This window comes from Nocardiopsis sp. CC223A, assembly GCF_030766825.1.
Taxonomy (GTDB): Bacteria; Actinomycetota; Actinomycetes; order Streptosporangiales; family Streptosporangiaceae; genus Nocardiopsis.
This window is the reverse complement of record NZ_JASFDV010000004.1, coordinates 107,680-127,864: the sequence shown is the minus strand read 5'-3', so window position 1 is coordinate 127,864 and position 20,185 is coordinate 107,680. Positions and strand designations below refer to the sequence as shown.

Sequence of the window (20,185 nt, the reverse complement as noted above, 5' to 3'; positions counted from 1 at the left end):
GGGCCGGGGCTCCGGGGTCACAGCGGCCAGTCGTCGGTCCAGCCCATCTCCTCGTACAGGTGGTAGAGGACCACGTCACCCGGCTCGCTCCAGTCCCGCTTCCCCTGCTCCGGCACCACCACGGCCAACTCGCTGGACAGCAGCATGCCCGTCTCCGGGTCGAACAGGATCCGCTGTTCCAGGACGCTGCCGTCGGTGGAGGGGAACTCGAAGGCGACACCGGTCGCAGGCCGCCCGGAGACGTCGGCCACCTCCGTCAGCGGACGGAGCCCGTCGATGCCCGCCAGCACCTCGTACACTCCCGCACGCACATCCGGGGTCATCGGATACGTCAGGACCGCGCGGATCGCCGCCGTGGCGGAGTGGGCCTCGGTGTCCTCCTCCAAGGACGCATCCTCCTCGATGAGCAGCAGGTCGGCGAGCGTGCCCCGGTCGGACGGCAGGGCGTGCAGCCCGGCCGGGTCCAGGGACTCGGTACCGAAACCGAAACCCGCGGGGACCGGTTCGTGCAGCACGCCGTACTCGTATCCGGCGTCCCGCGTCGGCACCTCCCAGCCGTCGGTCTCCGGACCCGCGGGCCAGTAGGTCGGCGAACCGTCCCGTTCCCAGGCCTGCCTGTCCGCCTCGTGCATCAGGGCCCAGTCGGCGGACACGGACCGGTCCGCCACCAGGGCCTGTTGCATGTGGGTCCACGATTCGGAGGTGTCCAGGCCGAAGATCCCGTAGCGGTCGCCTTCGCGGCCCACCCCGTAGGAGCTGCCCTGCACCGATCGCACGTACCAGACGTCGGTGACCTCCTGGCGCCGGGCCGCCTCGATGATCGGGCCCATCGCCTCCGTCACCGGGTCGGCGGTCCCGGTGCCGTCCCCCTCCGTGACCGCCTCGGAGGGGGCGGTGGCCGGGCCCACGCCGACGGTGAGCGAGCCGGGGAACACCACCAGCGCCAGGAACAAGGCGGCCGCCGCCACCAGCGCGACGCCGCTCAGCGCCAGTGGCAGCAGGCGTGGTCGGCGCACCGAGCGGAAGCCCGCTCCGCCCGGCCGCCAGCCGGTCAGCAGTGCCAGCTCCTCCGGGGAGCGTTCGGGGATCTCGGACCTCAGGTTCCTCAGGTGGTCGAGCTCGTTCACCGGGTCACCTCCTCGTGGTGGGCGGCGGACGTGGACAGGTCGGCGCGCAGGCGTTTGCGGGCGCGGTGCAACCGGGAGCGCACGGTGCCCACGGGGATGCCGAGCACCGCGGCGACCTCCTCGTAGGTCAGCTCGCCCCAGGCGATCAGCAGCAGGACGTCGCGGTCGCCCTTGGACAGCCCGGCCAGCGAGGCGGCCAGGGAGGCCGACACCGAGGCGGCGTCCACCCGCTCGCCCACCCGGTCGGCGTGCCCCTCCATGACCGGGTCGACGCCGGTCCGGGCCAGGGCGCGGTAGTGGCGGGTCTCGGTGCGGTGGTGCCGGCGGATCAGGTTGGCGGCGATCCGCCACAGCCACGGGCGGGCGTCGGGGTACACCGGGTCGTAGCGGTGGCGTTTGCGGAAGGCGATGTGGAAGGTCTCGGCGACCACGTCGTCGGCTTCGGCGGAGCCCAGCCGTCGAGCCGCGTAGCGGTGCAGTGCGGGCGCGTGCCGGCGGAAGATCTCACCGAAGTCGGTGGGCTCGTGCAGTGACCGGCGGACGACCGACGCGTCGCTCTCCGCTTCTTCGGGCGGCAGCGCCCTGGAGGCGGTAGGGGACATGGGGGTCCAATCCGTGGGGGACGTCAGGAAGGTGCTTCTGCCTGTAGTAGCCCGATCCCCGGGAAGGGGTTCACGCCGGTTCGGACCGCGGCCCGTCCGCGTCCACCGGGCGGCCCCCCAGCCGCGACAGCGGTACCGACAGCCCGGCCCACGCCACGTCGGCGACCGTCATGACCAGCCGTGACAGCACCGCCGCCACCAGGGCCGCACCGGCGTCCACCACCGGGGCCAGGGCCACCACCAGCACCGCCTCGCGCACCCCCAGTCCGGCCGGGGCGAACACCACCAGCAGGCCCAGGGTCCAGGCCAGCGCGTACGCCCCCACCGCCGGGGCCAGCGACCCCCACGGGTCGCCGCCCACCGCCCACACCAGCACCCACAGGTGCAGGCCCAGCGGCACCCACGCCACCAGGGTCCACCCCAGCGCCGCCGCCATCGCCCGGCCGCCGATGTCCAGCGGGCCGGCCTCGGCCACCTCCCGGAACCGGGCGAACGGGCGCGCCGCCAGGCGCACCCCCCACCGCACCACGCGCGGGTGCAGCCCGGCCAGCAGCAGCGGCGCCAGCGCCAGCGCCCACCACCAGGTGCGGGCCGCCTCCGCCGACGACAGCGGCAGCGCCACCGCGGCCACCGCCAGGCCCGCGGCCACCGTCACCCCCACCGCCAGCAGGGTCGCCGCCGTGCCCCGCACCCGGGGCACCTCCCGGTCGCGGGCCAGCTCCACCTGGGCCACGAACGCCCACACCGACCCCGGCAGGTACTTGCCGAGCTGGCCCACGAACATCACCCGTGCGGCCACCGGTACCGGCAGCGGCGAGCCCAGCCCGGCCAGCAGCGCCCGCCAGGCCATCATCTGCGCGGTCAGCCCGGCCATCCCGGCCAGTACGGCCAGCGGCAGCGTCCACAGCGGAAGGGACAGCGCGGCGTCGCGCGCCTGCTCCCAGTGCCCGTGCAGCGCCCACCCGGCGCACACGCACAGCAGCCCCACCAGTACCAACCGCACCCAGGGGTCGCGGCGCAGCCGAGCGAGCACGCGGTCCCTCCTCATCTCCGTCCTGCGCCGACCCTACGCCCTCCCGCTCGGGGCCGATCCGGTTCACCGGAGCGGAACCTCCGGGGCGTAGGGTGCCGCTTATGACCGGTGCGAACGAACCCGCCCCCACCCCGTCCGCCATGCGCCGCGCCCTGGCCCGCGCCCGCGACGGCAAGACCCTCGACGCCGCCGAGGCGGAGGTCCTGCTGCACGCCCGCGGAGAGGACCTGGAGACCCTCCTGGGGTACGCCTCCCGGGTGCGCGACGCGGGCCTGGAGGCGGCCGGCCGGCCCGGTGTGGTGACCTACAGCCGCAAGGTGTTCGTCCCCCTCACCCGCCTGTGCCGCGACCGCTGCCACTACTGCACCTTCGCGACCGTGCCCGGCCGCCTGGACGCCCCGTTCATGTCCCCCGACGAGGTCCTGGACATCGCCCGCCGGGGCGCCGAGATGGGCTGCAAGGAGGCCCTCATCACCCTGGGGGACCGCCCCGAGGACCGGTGGAAGCAGGCCGCCGAGTGGCTCGACGCCCACGGCTACGACGACACCCTTTCCTACGTGCGCGCCGTCTCCATCATGATCCTGGAGGAGACCGGGCTGCTGCCCCACCTCAACCCGGGCGTGCTCACCTGGGCCGACTTCCAGCGCCTCAAGCCCGTCGCCCCGTCCATGGGCATGATGCTGGAGACCACCTCCCGGCGGCTGTTCGAGGAGAAGGGGCAGCCCCACTACGGCAGCCCGGACAAGGACCCGGCCGTCCGCCTGCGCGCACTGGAGGACGCGGGCCGCACCAGCGTCCCCTTCACCACCGGCATCCTGCTGGGCATCGGGGAGACGATCGCCGACCGGGCCGAGTCCATCTTCGCGATGCGCTCCGTCGCCCGCCGCCACGGCGGGATCCAGGAGGTCATCGTCCAGAACTTCCGCGCCAAGCCGGACACGGCGATGATGCACCGGGCCGACGCCGAGATCGACGGGATGGCCGCCACCATCGCCGTCACCCGACTGGTCATGGGACCCAGGGCGCACGTCCAGGCCCCGCCCAACCTCATCGGCGGTGAGGACGGCGGCCGCGACGAGTACGCGCTCATGCTCCGCGCGGGCATCGACGACTGGGGCGGGGTCTCCCCGCTCACCGCCGACCACGTGAACCCGGAACGGCCCTGGCCGCAGATCGACGAGCTGGCCGCCCGCAGCGCCGCCCAGGGGTTCGAGCTCAGGGAGCGGCTCACCGCGTACCCGGAGTACATCCGCGCGGGTGAGCCCTGGCTCGACCCGCGGCTGCGGGCGCACGTCGAGGCCCTGGTGGACCCCGACACCGGTCTGGCCCGTGAGGACGCGCCCGTGGTGGGCCGCCCCTGGCAGGAGCCCGAGGCGGTGCTGGCCGACACCGGGCGCACCGACCTGCACACCGCCGTGGACACCGAGGGGCGCACCGGGGACCGGCGCGGCGACTTCGACTCGGTGTACGGCGACTGGGAGTCCCTGCGCGAGGGCGTCGACCGCGAGGGCGCGGTGCCCCGCCGGTTCGACCCGGAGGTCGCCGACGCCCTGCGCGCCGCGGAGCAGGACCCGGCGGGACTCTCCGACGCTCAGGCCCTGGCCCTGCTGCACGCCGACGGGCCCGAGCTGGAGGCCCTGGCGGAGCTGGCCGACGGGCTGCGCCGCGACGCGGTCGGCGACGACGTCACGTTCGTGGTGACCCGGAACATCAACTTCACCAACGTCTGCTACACCGGCTGCCGGTTCTGCGCGTTCGCCCAGCGCCGCACCGACGCCGACGCCTACACCCTCTCCCTGGACCAGGTCGCCGACCGCGCCGAGGAGGCGTGGAACGCGGGCGCCACCGAGGTGTGCATGCAGGGCGGCATCCACCCGGACCTGCCGGGCACCGCCTACTTCGACATCGCCGCCGCCGTCCGCGAACGGGTCCCGGGCATGCACGTCCACGCGTTCAGCCCGATGGAGGTGGTCAACGGGGCGGCGCGCACGAACCTGCCCGTCCGCGAGTGGCTCACCCGGGCCCGCGACGCGGGGCTCGGGTCGATCCCGGGTACGGCGGCGGAGATCCTCGACGACGAGATCCGCTGGGTCCTCACCAAGGGCAAGCTCCCGGCGAGCGAGTGGATCGAGGTCATCACCGCCGCGCACGACCTGGGCATCCCCACCACGTCGACGATGATGTACGGGCACGTGGACTCGCCCCGCCACTGGGTGGCGCACATCAAGCTGCTGCGCTCGCTCCAGGAACGCTCCCTGGAGCGCAACGGGCGGCCGGGGTTCACCGAGTTCGTGCCGCTGCCGTTCGTGCACACCAGCGCGCCCATCTACCTGGCCGGCCTGGCCCGCACCGGCCCCACAGTCCGGGAGAACCGGGCGGTGCACGCGCTGGCCCGCCTGCTGCTGCACGGGTCGATCGACAACATCCAGTGCTCCTGGGTGAAGCTCGCCGAGGACACCTGCCGCCTGCTGCTGCGCGGCGGGGTCAACGACGTGGGCGGCACCCTGATGGAGGAGACCATCAGCCGCATGGCGGGCTCGGACCAGGGGTCGTACAAGACCATCACCGACATCCGCGCCCTGGTCGGGCCCACGGGCCGCCCGCTGCGCCAGCGCACCACCCTCTACGGCGAGGTCCCCGAGGAGCGCCGCGCCGTCGCCGAGGCCAGCGACGGCGTCGCCCCGAGCATCCTGCGCCGCTCCCTCCCCCTCGTCTGAGAAACCCGGGAGCGAAGAGTATGAGCGGAGTATGACGAACCGGCGCATCACCGTCAGCATCCCGGAGGAGATCCTGGCCAAGGTGCAGAAGGCCGTCGATTCCGGGCAGGCCGCTTCGATCTCCGCGTACATCACGGAAATCATCAGGAACCAGCCGGATTGGGCCGACGCCGAACTTCTCGCTGCTGAAATTCTGGCGGAATCGGGCGAACCGACCGCCCAGGACAAGGAGTGGGTCGAAAACGTGCTCAGTGGGGGAGAGGCTTCCGCAGGGTCCGCCGCATGACCCCTCTCGTATTCGACACGGGTGCACTCATCGCACTCGAACGTCGCGACGTTCGCATGTGGCACCTGGTGCAGCGCACCTCCCAAGAACGGCGCCTCATCGTCATCTCCGCCGGTGTCTATGCCCGGGTGTGGCGGAACGATCCCCGGCAGCACGCGATTGCTCGCCTGGTCAAGGACCTCACGGTGAGAATTGAGCCTCTTGACGAGGAGATCGCCCGACACGTCGGCGCCCTGCTGGCCCGGACCGGATCCCGCGATGTCGTGGACGCGCACGTCGCTCTTCCGGGCAGGCTGTTCCGTGCGCCGGTGCTCACCTCCGACCCGGATGACATCGGCAAGCTCGATTCCACCCTTGAACTGATCCGGGTCTGAGACACCGGGGGCAACGGCGAAGGGGCGGGAGCGCCGGGGGATCGGCGCTCCCGCCCCTTCTTCAGGGGCCGCGCGGAGCGGGTGGGGGCCGGGCCCCCGCGCGCGGCCCGGGGTCAGCAGGCGCCGACCAGGCGCCAGACGCCCCATTCGCCGGTGGTGCCGGGTTCCTCGCCCTGGGTCCACCACTGGGCGCGCCATTCGGAGCCGTCGTGGGAGACCACGTCGCCGCCGGTGTAGATGTCGCCGGAGGCCCAGGCCGGGGCGGTGCAGTCACCGGGCTCGCCACCGCCGTCGCCACCGTCGTCACCGCCGCCGTCCCCGTCACCGGGGTCGTCCACCACGGTGCCCTCGCGCGGGTGGTCGTAGGTGATGGCGTATTCGGTACCGCCCACCTCGATCCGCCAGTTGGAGGGCTGCGCGATGGGCAGCCGCCAGCTGAGGTCGAACGTGAACGTCCCGCCGTCCGCCGGGATCGACTGCCAGCCCGGAACGGTGATCTGCGCCCGGTGGAAGTCCCCGTCCAGGCCGCCGATGTTGTCCGCCCGGTCGTGCCCGATCTGGAGGTGGGTGAGCCCCAGCCCCGACTGGTCGCCCATGTTGCCCGGCGCGGAGGTGCCGTAGTCGAAGGTGATCTTCGTCCCGCCGGGGATCTCGGCCGCCGAGTTGTTGGTGATGGTGACCTCGGGGTTGATGGGGTAGTTGTTGTCACCCAGTGCGAACCCGCCGAAGTCCACGTCCACGTCCAGGACCTCGGCCGGGGCCTCGGTCTCGGCCTTGAGCGCGCCGTAGGGGCCGGCGTTGCTCAGGGTCTCGTGCAGCGACGTGATGAGGGTGTCGCCCATCTCGTACTGGCCCGCGGCGGTGTCGTAGGAGTAGTCGCCCGCCATCTCCCAGATCATGACGCCGCCCAGGCCGGTGTCGGCCACGTAGTCGGCCTTGGCCTGGATGGTCTGTTCGGCGTCGCCGGTCAGGAAGGTCCGCGTCTCGGCGTTCCACCACCACTCGTTCTTCGTGACGTCGTCCCAGTGCCGCTCGTAGGTGCCCTCGATCGGGTCGTCCACGCCGTAGTCGTCCACGTAGTCGCCGACCACGCCGTCCTCCAGGTTGAGGACGTGCCAGATCGGGTTCGCGCCCGCCGGGATCTCCCCGCCGGTCACCGGGTCGCTGTCGTGCCACAGGTTGTCGATGCCGCCGGCCCCGTTGCCGCAGGGGGTGCTGACCCCGGTGCCGGGCGGGCACTGCGTCTGGTCCGGCAGCGCCGAGGTCCCCCACAGTCCGTTCGTGCCGCCCTGCACGTCCGTCCAGCCGCGTGTGTAGAACGGCACCCCCAGGTTGATCCGGCCCGCCTGCATCGCGCCCCGGAAGTAGTGGTGGGCCCAGTCGGCGTTGAGGTAGCCGATGCCGTTGTAGGCCCCGTACACCTCGCTCAGCTCGGGGTCCAGGCCGCTGTCGTACAGCGCGCCGTTGTGGCCGACGAAGTGGTTCCAGGTGCCGTGCAGGTCGTAGCTCATCATGTTGACGAAGTCGAGGTACTGCACGACCTGGTGCACCTCCTGGCCGCGCAGCAGCCATCCGGAGGCGGGCACCGCGGCGGTCAGCTGGTAGTACGTGCCGTCCTCGGCGGAGGCCTCGTCGAGCTTCTCGCGCAGGACGCGCATCAGCTCCTCGTAGCCCTCCCAGAGCAGGCCGCGCCGGGCGTCGGAGATCCAGAAGTCGTCCGGGCTGCCCGCGCCGTTGTTGGAGGTGGCGTACTCGTAGTCGATGTCCAGTCCGTCGAACCCGTACTCGCGCACGAACTCCACGGCCGAGTCGGCGAACGTCTCGATGCCCTCGTGGTTCACCCCGGTGGGGGTCGTCGTCATCGAGTAGAACCCGCCGCTGGCCACCCGCTCGCCGTCCGCGTCGAAGTACCCGCCGGTCTCGGCCCAGCCGCCGACCGCCAGCAGGGTCTTCACCCCGGGGTGCTCCTTCTTGAACTTGTTGAGCAGGTTGAAGTGCCCCTGGTAGCCGAACTCCGGGTCGGGCTCCAGCCCCTCCCAGGTCATCCCGGTGGCCGGGTTGTCGGGGGTGTCGGCGCCCACGGAGACCCGGTCGTCCGGGCCCACGTGCGCGAAGGCGTAGTTGATGTGGGAGATCCGGTCCCAGGGGATGTCGTCGGCCAGGTACTCGGGCTGTCCGTTGGAGCCGTTGCGCCAGCTGGTGAAGTACCCGATGACCCGGCGGTCCAGGTCGTTGGGGAGTTTCTCGCGGCCGGCGGTGTCGTAGATGTCGCAGTAGGGGACGTCCACACCGGGGGTGGGGTACAGCCCGTCGGGTCGGCACTCGGCGTCGGAGGAGGCGGACACCTCGGCCGGTGCCACCGGTGCGGCGTGCGCGACCGCGGGGGTGAACAGCGTCCCGGCCGCCAGGGCCAGCGCCGCCAGGGCGGAGCCGAACCGGCGTGCGGGTCCGCCGCGGGGTCGGGTTTCGGGCATGGGGGACCTTCCTCGGGATCTCGGGGGATGCGTCGGGCCCGGACATGGGCACGGCAGAGGGCCCCGCCGGTGCGGGGACCGGGGGAGCACTGGAAGGAGAGGGGCCGGTGGGGCCGCCCGGCGATCGCCGGGCGGCCCCGGTCAGGGGTGTGTCAGCAGGCGCCGACGAGGCGCCAGACGCCCCATTCGCCGGTGGTGCCGGGCTCCTCGCCCCGGGTCCACCACTGGGCGCGCCATTCGGAGCCGTCGTGGGAGACCACGTCGCCGCCGGTGTAGACGTCGCCGGAGGCCCAGGCCGGGGCGGTGCAGTCGCCGGGCGGGTCCGTCGGCGGGTCCGTCGGCGGGTCGGTCGGCTCCTCGGTGGGCGGGTCGGTCGGACCGGTCCCGGGGCCCTGCTCCAGGCGGTCGGAGACGGTGTTCGCGAACGCGTAGCCGTTGGTGGCGTCCCAGTTGACGGACCAGGTCATCACGCCGCCGATGGGACCGTACGGGGTGTCGGGGGAGAAGTTCCCGCAGTTGGTCCCGGCCTCCAGGCAGTCGAGGGCGCGGACGATCTGGCTCGGGGCCATGTACCCGCCGCCCGCGGCGGAGGGCGTGGCCGGCAGGCCCAGGCCGACCTGGCTCGGGTCCAGGCCCATCTCCAGCTGGATGCAGGCCAGGGCGGCGACGAAGTCGGGCGTGCCCTGGGCGTAGACCTGCTGGTCGCAGCCCATCATCGTGCCGGAGTTGTAGTACTGCATGTTGACGATGGTGAGGATGTCGGAGATGTTCGACGCCAGCTGGTAGTACCCCATGGTGGGGGCCTGGAAGTCGATCGTCTGCGGCGCCATCGTGATGATCAGGTCGTCGCCGGCCTGGCCGTGCAGGTCGCGCAGCGCGTCGGTCATGTACTGGGCGTTGATGCCGTGTTCGAGGTCGATGTCGACGCCGTCGAACCCGTAGTCCTGCATCAGCGCGTACGTGGTGTCGGCGAAGTTCTGCGCCTGGGCGGGGTTGGAGACGATCACGTTCCCGCGCTCGCCGCCGACGGAGATGATCACCTTGCGACCCTGGGCCTGGATGGCCGCGATGTCGGCGCGGAACTGCGCGTCGGTGTAGCCGTCCAGTTCACCGCCGGCGAGGTTGAACGTGATGCCGCCGTCGAGGCTCGGGTGGTTGTCGGCGAAGGCGACGGCGACGAGGTTGTACTCGGAGGGGATCTCCGAGAGCGGCATCACGGTGGAGCCGTTGTCGAAGTTGTGCCAGTAGCCGGTCAGCCACTGGCCGTTCGCCTGCGCGGCGGATTCCTCGCCCGCCACGGTCTCGGCTTCGGTGGGGCCGGAGGGGAGCTGGGTCGCGCCGATGGCGAACGCGGCGGTCAGGAGCGCGAAGGCCCCTGCCACCAGGGCTTTCGCCCGGGGGGAACGACTTCGTTGACGGTTCACGGTCGGGGGGTTCCTTCCGTCGAGCGGGTGACGAAGGTCGGGGGATTGAATTGTTAAGAAACCTTATAGTTGCCTTACCCGCGCGTCAATGCAATGGGAAGGAAAGCTTTCAGTTTTCTTCGGGACCTGGTTCCGAGAGGGACTCCATTCGATCACCCGGAATTCACCCGCCCCGGAGCCCGCCCCTTTGGGGCCGACGCCCCTGCCCGGCGCCGGGAGGCCGACGCGGTCGGTGGAAGCACCGCGGCCGCGGGCCCCTCGCATTCCGAGGGGACCCGCGGCCGCGGCGCCGGGAGGCCGCCTCAGCGGACCTCGATGAAGTCCTCCGGGTCGCGCGGCGGCCGCTCCCGCGGCGGCTCGGCGGCGTGCCCCACCGCCACCGCACCCATCGGCCGCCAGTGCTCGGGCACCTCCAGCACCTCGCGCACCACGTCGGCACAGAACATCGTGGAGGAGATCCAGGCGGAGCCCAGCCCCTCCACGGCCAGCCCCACCAGCAGGCCCTGCACCCCCGCGCCCATCGCCACGTGGAACATGGTCCGCTCCGCGTCGGCCCGCCGCTCGTCGGGGTAGGCGTGCGCCCCGTCGGCCACCAGGAACGGCACCACCAGGTAGGGCGCCCCGCGCAGCACGTCGCCGCGCCGGGTGCGCCGGGCGATCGCGTCCTCGTCGAACCCGTCGCGGCGCAGGTCGGCCACCCACGCCTGGAGCATCGCGTCCAACAGCCGTTTGCGCACCGGCGCCGACTCCACCAGCACGAACCGCCACGGCGTCGTGTGATGCGGGGCGGGCGCGGTGATCGCCGCCGCCACCGCGCGGCGCACCGCCCCGGGGTCCACCGGGGCGTCGGTGAACGCACGCACCGTGCGCCGGGCGGGCACCACGTCGCGCGAGCCGTACCGGAACAGGTCGGCGTCGGCCGGGCGCACCAGCGCCGCCGCCCCCGGCCCGTCCGCGTCGGTCACCACCGACAGGCCGCTGACCACCGCCACCGGCACCCCGCCCGTCTTGCCCTTGACCAGCTCCCCGGCGGCGGCGATCTCGTCGGCGACCGCGTTGACGGTCGCCTCCATGATGTTGCCGTGGGTGTCCACGGTGCCCCGCAGGTCCTGCACCGGGTCCAGACCGGCCGCGCCGATGGCCACGTCGGTCTGCCCGACCCGCCAGGGCCGGCCGAAGGTGTCGGAGACGATCACGCCCACCCGCACCCCCAGCCGCTCGTGCAGCCCGGCGCGCAGGGCGCGGGCGGAGGCGTCGGAGTCCTCGGGCAGCAGCAGCACCGTGCCGGGTTCGACGTTGGAGGCGTCCACCCCGGCGGCGGCCATCACCAGCCCGTGCCGGGTCTGCACGATCCGGGTCCTCCCGGCGCGGGCGACCACCCGCACGGTCTCGGCGTCGACGGCGGCCTCCCGGTCCATCCGGCGCAGCCGCCCCTCGGCCTTGGCGACGATCTTGGAGGTGACCACCAGCACGTCGCCGTCGGCCAGCGGCTCACCGGAGGCGGCCACCGCGTCGGCGATCAGCGCGGCCAGGTCGGCGCCCGCGCCCACCTCGGGCAGGCCCGCCAGCCCGCGCACCCGCACCCCGGTCCCCGCGTCCGCGCTCACTCGCCACCGCTCCTGCGCTCGGCCAGTTCGCGGCCCAGGTCCAGGGCGGCCCGGGCGATCGCCTCCGTGGCCTGCGGGTCGCTCATGTACAGCGGGCGCGAGCGCACCTCGATCCCCTCGACCTCGGTGCCCGCGTCGGCCTCGTCCACCAGCCACCCGTCGAGCAGGTCGGCGCCCAGGTGGGCGGCGACCGCCCCGGCACCCGTCTCCACCCCGATCGCGTCCAGGCAGGCGTCGGCCATGCCGCGCACCGGGGCGCCGCCGATGATGGGGGAGACGCCCACGACCGTCTTGGCGGCCAGGGCCTCCCTGATCCCGGGCACGCCCAGGACGGATCCCACGCTCACCACCGGGTTCGACGGCGGCAGGATCACGAGGTCGGCCTCGGCGATCGCCTCCAGCACCCCGGGGCCGGGCTCGGCCTCCTCCGCGCCCACGCTCACGATGCCGTGCGCGGGCACCGCCGCCCGGTACCTGATCCACCACTCCTGGAAGTGGATCGCGCGCCTGCGCCCGTCCTCCTCGATGACCACGTGCGTCTCGACCTGGTCGTCGGTCATCGGCAGCAGCCGCACCCCGGGCTTCCACCGGTCGCACAGGGCCTCGGTGACCGCCGACAGCGGGTACCCCGCGGCGAGCATCTGAGCCCGCACGATGTGGGTGGCGGTGTCCCGGTCGCCCAGGCCGAACCAGGTGGGGCGCATGCCGTAGGCGGCCAGTTCCTCCTTGACCGTGAAGGTCTCGTCGGCCCGGCCCCAGCCGCGCTCCTCGTCGATGCCCCCGCCCAGGGTGTACATCACCGTGTCCAGATCCGGACATATCCTCAGTCCGAACAGAGTGATGTCGTCACCCGTGTTGCCGATGACGGTGATGGCGTTCGTGCTCTGCTCCTCCGGGATCGGGGAGTCGATTCCCAGGGCGGCCTTCAGGCCCCGCAGGAAGCGCGCTCCGCCGATACCACCGGCCGGTACGACTATCCGCATGCGTCCAAGTCTGGCAGGCTGGGAGCATGTACGGGTCGTCTGCCCCACCGTGGGCGCGACCCGGGCGTGACCGTACCGGTACCGCCGGTTCGCCGTTCGGCCGAACCTCGGTACCGTGGCCGCCGTCCCACTTTCACGATCGGATCCTCCGGCGTCCCCGTGTTCCGCAGCCGGGATCGATCGATTCCAACCGAACAGCCCGACGACAGAGCCACTCTTCCTCCCACGAGGGCGGCGACGAAGCAGCAGAGGGGAACCTCCCTTGAACAACGAAACACTGGAACGCCTGCGCCTACCCGCGGCGTGGGTCCTGATCGGTGCCGTCGGCGCCGGTGTGCTGGCGGGTTTCATCCAGCTGATAGCCGGATCGGGCTACCCGGGGTCCTTCGCCTCGGCACTGGGGGGTGCGGGGGGCAACTTCTTCGGCCTGTCCGTTGTGATCCTGCTCGCTGTCGCGGTGCTCCTGGTGACCACCTCCGAGCGGACCCGGCCGTCGGCCTTCGGCATCGTGCTGACCGCCCTCATCTTCTCCGGCCTGGGGCTGCTCTTCGCGCTCATCAACCTCATCACCGAGTTCATCGCGGCCAGTGAGATCGACGCGATCAGCCTCGGCTTCGCGGGCTTCCTGAGCACCCTGGGCCAGGGCGCGGTGCTGGGCATCTTCGCCTTCGCGCTGCTCAAGGTGTTCAACGACCCGACCCTGGTGCCGCGGGCGACCCCGCAGGCGCAGACCTACGGCGGCTACCCGCAGGCGTACGCCCAGCCCGGCTACCAGGACCCGGCCATGACCGGCGGCCAGCCCGCGGCCGACCCCGCGCAGGCCGTCTCGGGCCAGCAGGCGGCGTACGACCCCAACCAGTACGGCCAGCCGCAGCACTACGCCACGGGCGCCCAGCAGTCCTACGCCCAGCCGCAGGCCTACGACACGTCGGCCCAGCAGGCCCAGGCCTACGACGCGGCGCAGCCGCAGCAGCAGGCCTACGACCCGAACCAGTACGGCCAGCAGGCCCAGCAGCAGTACGGCACCGGGGCCCAGCAGGCCTACGGCCAGCAGGGGTACGACGCCTCGGCACAGCAGGGCTACGGCCAGGCGCAGCAGCAGGGCTACGACGCCTCGGCGCAGCAGTACGGCACCGACGCGTCCGGTCAGCAGGCGGCCTACGACCCGAACCAGTACGGCCAGCAGGCCCAGCAGCAGTACGGCACCGACGCCCAGCAGGGCTACGGCCAGGCCTACGACCCGTCCCAGTACGCCCCGCAGGGCGAGCAGCCGGCGGCCTCCGGCGAGCAGGCGGCCCAGGACGCCATCAACTACGGCTGGTACGGGCAGGGGCAGCAGCAGCCGCAGGGCCAGCCGTCCGAGAGTGGAGTTGAACCTTTCTTTAACTCCGGTGAGAACAACGGCACGGAGACGACCGACCAGGGCGGCTCCGCGTACGGAGACCAGTACGGCTCGGGTCCCGGATACGGCTCTGACCAGCAGGGACAGGGCGGCACCGGAGGCCAGCAGGGCTGGTACGGGGGCGAGGGTCAGCGCTGAACCCTCCGCGCGGGCCCCGAGCCCCCCGCCGCCTTGGAACGTCGTGAATTGCGTGGTAATCCGCAGAACGGACATGAACCGAGCAGCGTTGGCGCTTCGTTACATGATATTCAGTGGATTACCACGTAGGGCGCTTGACGAGTAGCACTGCGTCCGCGTGTAATTTCAAGGTGGGATTCCACCCGGCCCGGGGGACGAAATGGGTCGGGTCATCTATGGGGGGCAACAGGAGGTGCGCATGAGCGAGGTCATCCCGCTGGCGCACGGCTCGGATGAGGATCTGGGCTGGCAGGAACGCGCACTGTGCGCGCAGACCGACCCGGAGGCGTTCTTCCCCGAGAAGGGCGGCTCGACCCGGGAGGCGAAGAAGGTCTGTCAGTCGTGCGACGTGCGCGCGGAGTGCCTGGAATACGCGCTCGAACACGATGAGCGCTTCGGTATCTGGGGGGGACTCTCCGAGCGCGAGCGCCGAAGGCTGAAGAAAGCCGCCGGAGGGGATTTCGATTTCCTGGCGGACATGCTGTAGGAAGGCGTGCGCGTGATGCGCGCCCGGGCCGCGAGCCCGGGCGCGCTTTTTTCATGTTCCCGACCGTTCGGGTCTAAAGTGAGGTTTGGCACGCACGGCCCTTCGGCGTCGAATAGGGGGATAAGTCGCCAGTCGTGCGGACCGGAGGTGAATAGGCACGCAATGGTGCGAGGTGGCGTAGGGTGATGTCCCGCACGCACCCGTGCCATCCCGACCCGCGGTCGGGATCCGGCGTGACCGCACGCCCACCGCCCCGGCGCCCCGCCTCCGGCCCGGCGCCCGGCAGGCCCGTCCCTTCGCCCGGAGAGAACCCACCACAGCCGTGCTCGACCTCGACTCAGCCCGACACGTCGTGACAGCGGTCATCGTGTCCCACGACGGGGCGCGGTGGCTGCCGGAGACCATGGCCGCGCTGCGCGCCCAGAGCCGCCCGGTGCAGCGCGCCGTGGCCGCCGACACCGGCGGCACCGACGGCGCCGCGGACATCCTCCACGAATACCTGCCCCCGGACGCGATCATCGGGCTGCCCGCCCGCACGGGCTACGGCGACGCGGTGCGCGCCGCCCTCGAACTGCCGCGCTCCACGTCGCCGGTCCACGGGTTCGACGAGGACGCCACCGAGTGGATCTGGCTCGTCCACGACGACCTCGCCCCCGAGAAGGACGCCCTCGCCCACCTCCTCGCCGCCGCCGACCGCGACCCGCGCGCCGCCGTCCTGGGCCCCAAGCTCCGCGACTGGTTCGACCGCCGCCTGCTGATCGAGGTCGGCGTGACCATCGACGGCGCCGGGCGCCGCGAGACCGGCCTGGAGCCGCGCGAGTTCGACCACGGCCAGCACGACGGCACCCGCCAGGTCCTGGCCGTGTCCAGCGCGGGCATGCTGGTCCGCCGCGACGTGTGGGAGCGCCTGGGCGGCTTCGACCGCGCCCTGCCGCTGTTCCGCGACGACATCGACCTCTGCTGGCGGGTGGGCGGCGCCGGACTGCACGTCCTCATCGTCACCGAGGCCGTCGCGTACCACGCCGAGGCGTCCGCCCGCCGACGGCGGTCCATCGGCGCCGCCCGCAACCACCCGCGCCGGGTGGACCGCAGGCACGCCGTCTTCGTGCTGCTGGCCAACCTCCCCTTCGGCGGCATGCTCTCGGCGCTGCTGCGCAACTCCGTCGGGTCGCTGCTGCGCGTGATCATGTACCTGTTCATGAAGCAGCCCGCCAACGCCCTCGACGAGGCGGCTGCGATCACCCTGGTCTACCTGCGGCCGGACAAGCTGCTGCGGGCCCGCTTCCGGCGCCGCCGCGACCGCCGCCGCACCTACAGCGCGATCCGGCCCTACCTGGCGCGCGGTGTGGCGATGCGCCAGTTCACGGACTTCCTCACCGGGGTGCTCTCCGGCGAGCCGGTCATCGACACGGCGGGCCGCCACCAGGCCGTCACCACCGCCCCCGGGTCCGCACCCGAGGACGAGGAGGCGCTCACCGACACCGGGGGCTTCCTGCGCCGGGTGGTGCTGCGACCGGGCCCGCTGCTCGTCATGGGGTTGACGGTCGTCGCGCTCATCGCCGAGCGCTCCCTGCTCTTCGGCTCCCTGCTGGCCGGCGGCGCGCTGCCGCCCGTCGCGGGCGGCGCCGCCGACCTGTGGAACCTCTACCTGTCCGGCGCCCCCGACTCCGGTCTGGGCTCCGACGGCGCGGTCCCGCCCTACGTCGGGATCCTGGCCCTGCTCTCCACGGTCACCTTCGGCAAGCCCTGGATCGCGGTCTCCGTGCTGCTGCTCGGCTCCGTTCCCCTGGCCGGGGCCACCGCCTACCTGCTCGCCCGCGAGGTGCTCGGCTACCGGCCCGCCCGGGTCTGGATGGCCGCCTCCTACGCGCTGCTGCCGGTCGTCACCGGGGCGATCGCCCAGGGGCGGCTGGGCACCGCCGTGGTCCACATGCTCATGCCGGTGCTGGGCCTGCTGCTCATCCGCGTGGTGTCCATGCCGGCCAAGCACTCCCGGCGGGCGGCCTGGGGCCTGGGCCTGACCCTGGCCGCCGCCACCGCGTTCGTCCCCCTGGTATGGCCGCTGGCGCTGGTCACCGGCCTGCTGGTGGCGGCCGCCTTCGGGCACCTGGGCCGCCGCCTGTACGCCGCCGTCGGCATCTCCCTGGGCGTCCCCCTGGTCATGCTGATGCCCTGGACCCTGGACCTGCTGGTGCACCCCACCCAGTGGCTGCTGGAGGCCGGGCTGCACCGCCCCGAGCTGTCGGAGCCGGGGGCCACCCCGGAACAGCTGCTCATGCTCTCCCCGGGCGGACCCGGCGCACCCCCGGCCTGGGTGAACGCCGGGCTGCTGGCCGCCGCCCTGTGCGCGCTGCTGCTCCTGCGCAACCGCATCCTGGTCGCCGCGGGCTGGTCCCTGGCCGTGTTCGGGCTGCTCGTCGCGGTCCTCACCTCCCGCCTGGTGGTCGAGCCCCACTTCGGCGGCCCGCCCGCGGCGGTCTGGCCCGGGGTGGCGCTGACCTTCGCCGCCACGGCGGTGCTGCTGTCGGCGGCCACCGCCGCCCGCGCCTTCCGCACCATGCTGTCCCTGGGCGGCCTGCGCCGGGCCTTCGCCGTCGGTGTCGCGCTCCTCGCCGTCACCACGCCCCTGGCCGGTGCGGGCCTGTGGATGTGGGAGGGCGTCGACGGGCCGCTCACCTCGCGCGCCGAGCCGGTCCTGCCCGGCACCCTGGTCGGCGGCGGTGTCGGCCTGAGCGACGACGGCACCGAGCCGCGCACCCTCGTCGTCACCCCGGACGGCGAGGGCGGTGTGGACTACACCGTCGTGCGCGGCCGCGAACCCCGTCTGGGGGAGGAGCGCATCCGCCCCGACGGGGCCTCCCGGGCGGCCGTGGACCTGGCCGTCGCCGAACTGGCCATCGGGCAGGGCGGGGACCGGTTGCGCGTCCTGGCCGACCACGGGATCCAGTACGTGCTCTACCCCCGGCCGGAGACCGGGACCCCCACCGACGTCACCGTCGTGGACATGCTGGACGGTACCCCCGGGCTGATGCGGGAGTCGCTGTCCGACGGCTACGGCCTGTGGCGGCTGGCCGAGCCCACCGGGCGGCTGCGCGTGGTCTCCGCGGACGGACTGGAGACGGAGCCGCTGCGGGTGAGCGGCCCGGGCCACGATTTCACCGCCCGGGTGGCGGAGGGCGGCGCCGGCCGCCGCCTGGCCCTGGCCGAGACCGCCGGGAACGGCTGGCGGGCCGACCTCGACGGCACCGAGCTGACCCCGGTCGAGGGGCAGGGCGGGGTCCAGACCTGGGAGCTGCCGGTGCAGGGCGGCGAGCTCCGGGTGTGGCACACCGACCACGTGCACACCGCCTGGGTGGTCACCCAGGGCGTGCTGCTGCTCGTCGTGGCGGTCCTGGCCGCCCCCGGGGTGCGGACCGAGGAGGACGTCCGGCTCATCGAGTCCACCCCCGCGCCCCGGCCCCGCCGCCCGGCGGGGTTGCGCGTGCCGCGCCGCGGCCACCGCGGCTCCCGGGCGCGCCCCGCGCCGGCGTCCGAGGCCGACGACGCGGAGCCGACCCCGGGCGGGGAGCCGCAGGACCCCGCCACCGGGGAGTTCGCCGTCACCGACACCGGGTCGATCACGACGGTCCGCGGCCGCCGCCGCGGCACCCGTCGCAAGGGGCGGCGCCGGGTCGGTCCGGCACGGGACGGCGCGGACGGCGGCACCGCCGGCGACGAGAGGGAGGAGTAGGCCGTGCGACTGATCGTGGAGAACCGGTTCGCGCTGTTCGGACTGGTCGCGCTGGCCCTGGCCGCGCTGTTCGGCATCGCCGTGGCGACCCGGCCGGTGACCGCCGAACTGGGCATCACCGAACCCGGGACCGCCCGCCCCTCCCACACCCTGCGGGTCTGCCCGGCGCCGCACGACGCGGACGCCGACAGCTCCGTCGCCGCGTTCGCGCCCCGGGTCAGCCGCGACGACACCGGCGACCTGTGGGCCGTCCCGGTCCCGTCCGTCGACGAGGACACGGACGACGAGGACACGGACGACGGGGACGGGGCCGAGGACACCGAGGAGGGCGCAGGAGGCGGGCAGGGCGGGGACGCGGCAGGGCGGGCCGCCTCCACCGGGACCGGCGCCACCCCCGACCCCGAACTGCTCCTGGGCGAGGAGCTGACCGAACCCGGCAGCGTGTGGGGCGTCGACACCTCCGGGGCCGCCGATCCGACCGCCGTCCACGCCCGGGGCTCCCTCGCCTCCGGCCTGGAGTCGGCCCAGATCACCGTCGCCTCCGACGGCGTCACCGAGGTGCGCTGCGCCGAGCCCTCGGTGAGCACCTGGTTCGCCCTGCCCGGAGGCGGCGACTCCGAGGGCGTCCGGCTGGAGCGGATCACCGTCCACCTCGCCAACCCCGAGACGTCCAGGGCCACCGCCAGCCTGGACATCCACACCAGCGGCGGGCCGTCCTACTCCCTCGACAGCCGGGGCATCTCCCTGCTGCCCGGCCGGTCCACCGAGCTGGACATCACCGAGCTGGCGCAGAGCATCGGCGGGATCGGCGTGCAGGTGCGCACCAGCACCGGCCGGGTCGCCGCCTCCCTGAGCGCCGAGCACGTCGAGGGGCACACCGACTGGGTCCCGCCCACCGCGGCCCCCGCCCGCGAGCACGTGATCCCGGGCGTCCCGGCCGGCGGCGGGCGCCGCCACCTGGTCGTCACCGCCCCGGGCGAGGAGCCCGCCCGGGTGCGCATCCACGTCATCGGGCCCGAGCGCGACGACACCGCGGACGCCGCGGAGGAGGAAGAGGAGGAAGAGGCCGCGGAGGACGGCGGGGACGACGCCGCGGCGGCCGCGGGCACCGCGGACGACCCGCTGGAACTCCGGGTCCCCCCGGCGGCGTCCGCCCGGATCAGCCTGGACGCGGTCCTGGGCGGACACGCCGGTGCGGTCGTGGTGGAGGCCGACGTGCCCGTGGTCACCGGGGTCGCCGCCGAGTTCACCGGCGACGACCCCGACGAGATCCTGGAGACCGCCTACACCGCGGCCGTGCCGCCGCTGTCGTTCCCGCTGGACACCACGGCGGTGCTGCCCGACTCCCCGGAGGGCACCGCCACCCGGCTCGTGCTCACGGCCCCGGAGGGCGACGTCCGGCTGATGGCCACCCCGGTCGGGGCCGACGGCACCCAGGGCGACGCGGTCCGCACCGAGATCGCCGCGGGCACCACAGCCGTGTTCGGCGGGGACGGCGAGGGCTGGGCGGCGCCGGAGGGCACCGACCCCGAGGACGGCTACACGGTCCGCCTGGAACTGCTGGACGGCTCGGGGCCGCTGTACGCGGCCCGGATCCTCACCGACGGGGACGCCCGCAGCGCGCTGCCGGTGCGCCCGGCGCCGGTGGAGGTGGCCCTGCCGGTCGTGCGCGACACGATGGTGGGCGTGGTGCCCTGACCGGTGCGGAAGCAGGAGTGGGGGCCCGGCGGCGGGTTCGAAGAACCGCCTCCGGGCCTCCACG

At 73.4% G+C, this 20,185-nt stretch carries 14 protein-coding genes; 7 read left to right on the top strand and 7 right to left on the bottom strand.

Annotated features, from left to right (window positions below; translation table 11 throughout):
* Positions 1-17: 17 nt before the first annotated feature.
* The 3 genes from QJS33_RS03065 to QJS33_RS03055 form a co-directional block, all read right to left on the bottom strand.
* On the bottom strand, positions 18-1,127 hold the full coding sequence (locus QJS33_RS03065) for a CU044_5270 family protein (RefSeq protein WP_306366293.1): 1,110 nt from the start codon (positions 1,125-1,127) through the stop codon (positions 18-20).
* Positions 1,124-1,729: an RNA polymerase sigma factor gene (locus QJS33_RS03060; protein WP_306366292.1), complete on the bottom strand. Its 606-nt coding sequence runs from the start codon at positions 1,727-1,729 to the stop codon at positions 1,124-1,126. The genes QJS33_RS03065 and QJS33_RS03060 overlap by 4 nt, the downstream gene beginning before the upstream one ends.
* A gap of 70 nt (positions 1,730-1,799) precedes the next feature.
* Positions 1,800-2,762, bottom strand: coding sequence for a lysylphosphatidylglycerol synthase domain-containing protein (locus tag QJS33_RS03055; RefSeq protein WP_306366291.1), 963 nt, complete (start codon positions 2,760-2,762; stop codon positions 1,800-1,802).
* A gap of 101 nt (positions 2,763-2,863) precedes the next feature.
* Between QJS33_RS03055 and QJS33_RS03050 the strand changes: the two genes are divergently transcribed.
* The 3 genes from QJS33_RS03050 to QJS33_RS03040 are packed head-to-tail and all read left to right on the top strand — an operon-like array spanning position 2,864 to position 6,139.
* Positions 2,864-5,479 (top strand): bifunctional FO biosynthesis protein CofGH, encoded by a 2,616-nt coding sequence (locus QJS33_RS03050; RefSeq protein WP_306366290.1) that lies wholly within the window; start codon positions 2,864-2,866, stop codon positions 5,477-5,479.
* A gap of 31 nt (positions 5,480-5,510) precedes the next feature.
* A complete protein-coding gene (locus QJS33_RS03045; protein ID WP_306366289.1) occupies positions 5,511-5,765 on the top strand; it encodes a ribbon-helix-helix domain-containing protein in 255 nt (84 codons plus the stop codon).
* A complete protein-coding gene (locus tag QJS33_RS03040; RefSeq protein ID WP_306366288.1) occupies positions 5,762-6,139 on the top strand; it encodes a hypothetical protein in 378 nt (125 codons plus the stop codon). The genes QJS33_RS03045 and QJS33_RS03040 overlap by 4 nt, the downstream gene beginning before the upstream one ends.
* 113 nt (positions 6,140-6,252) lie before the next feature.
* Here QJS33_RS03040 and QJS33_RS03035 read toward each other — a convergent pair whose 3' ends face one another.
* The 4 genes from QJS33_RS03035 to cofD all read right to left on the bottom strand — a co-directional run bounded on the left by QJS33_RS03035 (position 6,253) and on the right by cofD (position 12,627).
* Positions 6,253-8,613, bottom strand: a complete 2,361-nt coding sequence (locus QJS33_RS03035) for a chitinase C-terminal domain-containing protein (protein WP_306366287.1) — start codon at positions 8,611-8,613, stop codon at positions 6,253-6,255.
* A 152-nt stretch (positions 8,614-8,765) separates the two neighbouring features.
* Positions 8,766-9,998, bottom strand: coding sequence for a glycosyl hydrolase family 18 protein (locus tag QJS33_RS03030; protein ID WP_372339570.1), 1,233 nt, complete (start codon positions 9,996-9,998; stop codon positions 8,766-8,768).
* A 341-nt stretch (positions 9,999-10,339) separates the two neighbouring features.
* Complete coding sequence (locus tag QJS33_RS03025) at positions 10,340-11,644, bottom strand: coenzyme F420-0:L-glutamate ligase (protein ID WP_306366285.1); 1,305 nt, start codon at positions 11,642-11,644, stop codon at positions 10,340-10,342.
* Positions 11,641-12,627, bottom strand: a complete 987-nt coding sequence (gene cofD / locus QJS33_RS03020) for a 2-phospho-L-lactate transferase (RefSeq protein ID WP_306366284.1) — start codon at positions 12,625-12,627, stop codon at positions 11,641-11,643. The genes QJS33_RS03025 and cofD overlap by 4 nt, the downstream gene beginning before the upstream one ends.
* Positions 12,628-12,889: 262 nt before the next feature.
* Between cofD and QJS33_RS03015 the strand changes: the two genes are divergently transcribed.
* From QJS33_RS03015 to QJS33_RS03000, 4 genes are all read left to right on the top strand, one after another.
* Positions 12,890-14,167: a hypothetical protein gene (locus tag QJS33_RS03015; RefSeq protein ID WP_306366283.1), complete on the top strand. Its 1,278-nt coding sequence runs from the start codon at positions 12,890-12,892 to the stop codon at positions 14,165-14,167.
* Positions 14,168-14,405: 238 nt separating this feature from the next.
* On the top strand, positions 14,406-14,693 hold the full coding sequence (locus QJS33_RS03010; protein WP_211715498.1) for a WhiB family transcriptional regulator: 288 nt from the start codon (positions 14,406-14,408) through the stop codon (positions 14,691-14,693).
* Between the two features lie 322 nt (positions 14,694-15,015).
* Positions 15,016-18,423, top strand: coding sequence for a glycosyltransferase (locus QJS33_RS03005; protein WP_306366282.1), 3,408 nt, complete (start codon positions 15,016-15,018; stop codon positions 18,421-18,423).
* 3 nt (positions 18,424-18,426) lie between these two features.
* Positions 18,427-20,121, top strand: coding sequence for a DUF5719 family protein (locus QJS33_RS03000; protein ID WP_306366281.1), 1,695 nt, complete (start codon positions 18,427-18,429; stop codon positions 20,119-20,121).
* Positions 20,122-20,185 lie beyond the last annotated feature (64 nt).